Source organism: Marinovum algicola, from assembly GCF_900109145.1.
In the GTDB taxonomy this organism is placed as follows: Bacteria; Pseudomonadota; Alphaproteobacteria; order Rhodobacterales; family Rhodobacteraceae; genus Marinovum; species Marinovum algicola.
Genome location: NZ_FNYY01000060.1, coordinates 1 through 1,512, shown reverse-complemented (window position 1 = coordinate 1,512; position 1,512 = coordinate 1). Strand labels below are relative to the sequence as shown.

General features: G+C 67.5%; 2 protein-coding genes. Both read right to left on the bottom strand.

Annotated elements, in window-relative coordinates:
- Positions 1-488 (bottom strand): 5-deoxy-glucuronate isomerase (locus BMW90_RS26065; protein ID WP_170850638.1); only part of this gene is annotated, 488 nt, incomplete at its 3' end.
- A gap of 10 nt (positions 489-498) precedes the next feature.
- Complete coding sequence (iolE, locus tag BMW90_RS26060) at positions 499-1,404, bottom strand: myo-inosose-2 dehydratase (protein ID WP_074840700.1); 906 nt, start codon at positions 1,402-1,404, stop codon at positions 499-501.
- Positions 1,405-1,512 lie beyond the last annotated feature (108 nt).

Sequence of the window (1,512 nt, the reverse complement as noted above, 5' to 3'; positions counted from 1 at the left end):
CCGGCGGGGGTGAAGACCTCGGTGACCAAGAGGGAGTCGCAGTAATCCTCGGCTTCCATCGCGATGTTGTTGATGTGGCGGGTGTTGGTGCCCCGGCCGCGTTCGGTGAGCGTGATGCCCTCGGGGCCGATGCGGCGCGGCGCATGGCCGCCGCGGCCCGGCGCCGAACAGACCGCGACGGTGCAATCGGTCTCGGCCAGCAGCGACCATTCGGTCCCGTTCGGCAGGTAAAGACAATGCGGCGGGGTCTTCTCGAAGACATTCATCCGCGCGCCGAGGGTGCCCCAATCCCGGCCGGCGGCGGTGATCGCCGCCTTGCCCTCGACCATGACAAGGATCACCTCGCGCGCGCCGGTCGCCTCGGCCGCGGTCTCGCCGGGGCGCAGGCGGTAGAGCGAGAAGCCGACATGGCGCCAGCCGGCGCGCGCGGGGGTGATCTCATGCACCTTGCCGTGAGTGCCGAAGGGTTTGCAGAGCAGATCGGGCATGGGCGCCTCCTCAGGGTTGGATGTTCAGTCCGGACCGGGTGCAGATCTCGACGAGATGGTCATACCCGCGCCTGGAATATTCAAACGGCGGCGCCTTGGCCGGATCCTGTTCGGCCTCGACGACGATCCAGCCATCATAGTCCATCGCCTTCAGCCGGTCGGTCACCGCCTGGAAGTCGAGGCAGCCCTCCGGGTCGCCCGGCACCGAATAGACCCCGGCCGCGACGCCGTCGAGGAAGCTGCGGTCCTCGGCCCGGACCCAGTCGAGCACCGGCTGGCGCACGTCCTTGACGTGCACATGATGCACCCGGTCGCCCCAGCGGTCGAGCACCGCCAGCGGATCGGCGCCGGCAAAATGCAGATGCCCGGTGTCATAGAGCAGCGTCAGCGCCGGGTCGGAGCCCGCCATCAGCCAGTCGATGTCGCAGGCATCCTGCACCATGGCGCCCATGTGGTGGTGGTAGGAGAGCACAACCCCCTGATCGCGCGTCCATTTCGCCAGCTCCGAGAGTTTCTTCGCATAGACGGTCACTTCGTCGCGCGAGAGCCTGGGGCGGCGCGACACCGGCGTGCCCCGGTCGCCCTGGATGGTGTTGGAGCATTCCGCATAGACGATACAGGGCGCGTCGAGGGCGGCGAATTGTTCCACTTGCGCCGCGATCGCCGCCTTCTCGGTCTTGAGGTCGTTGACCAACAGGTTGCCCGAGCACCAGCCGCCGCAAAGCGCGACTCCGTAGCGGTCGAGGTATGCGCGCAGGCCCGCGGTGTCGGCCGGCATTCGGCGGCCGCGCTCGACGCCGGAATAGCCGATCCTGGCGGCATCCTGCATCGCGCCCTCGGTGGTGAAGTCCTTCGTCAGCTCCGGCAGGTCGTCGTTCTGCCAGGCGATCAGGGAGATGCCGATCCTTACAGCCATGGGTCTCGTCCTTCTTGGCGGTGCGTGCAAAGCACGCACCCTACGGATCAATCCGCGCGTTGTTTCTGCTTGTTTTCGGTGTATCGGGCGCGGGCATCGCGCACCGCT

Coding starts and splice junctions, on each gene's coding strand:
- iolE (WP_074840700.1), bottom strand. CDS start 1,404: ATGGCTGTAAGGATCGGCATCTCCCTGATCGCCTGGCAGAACGACGAC.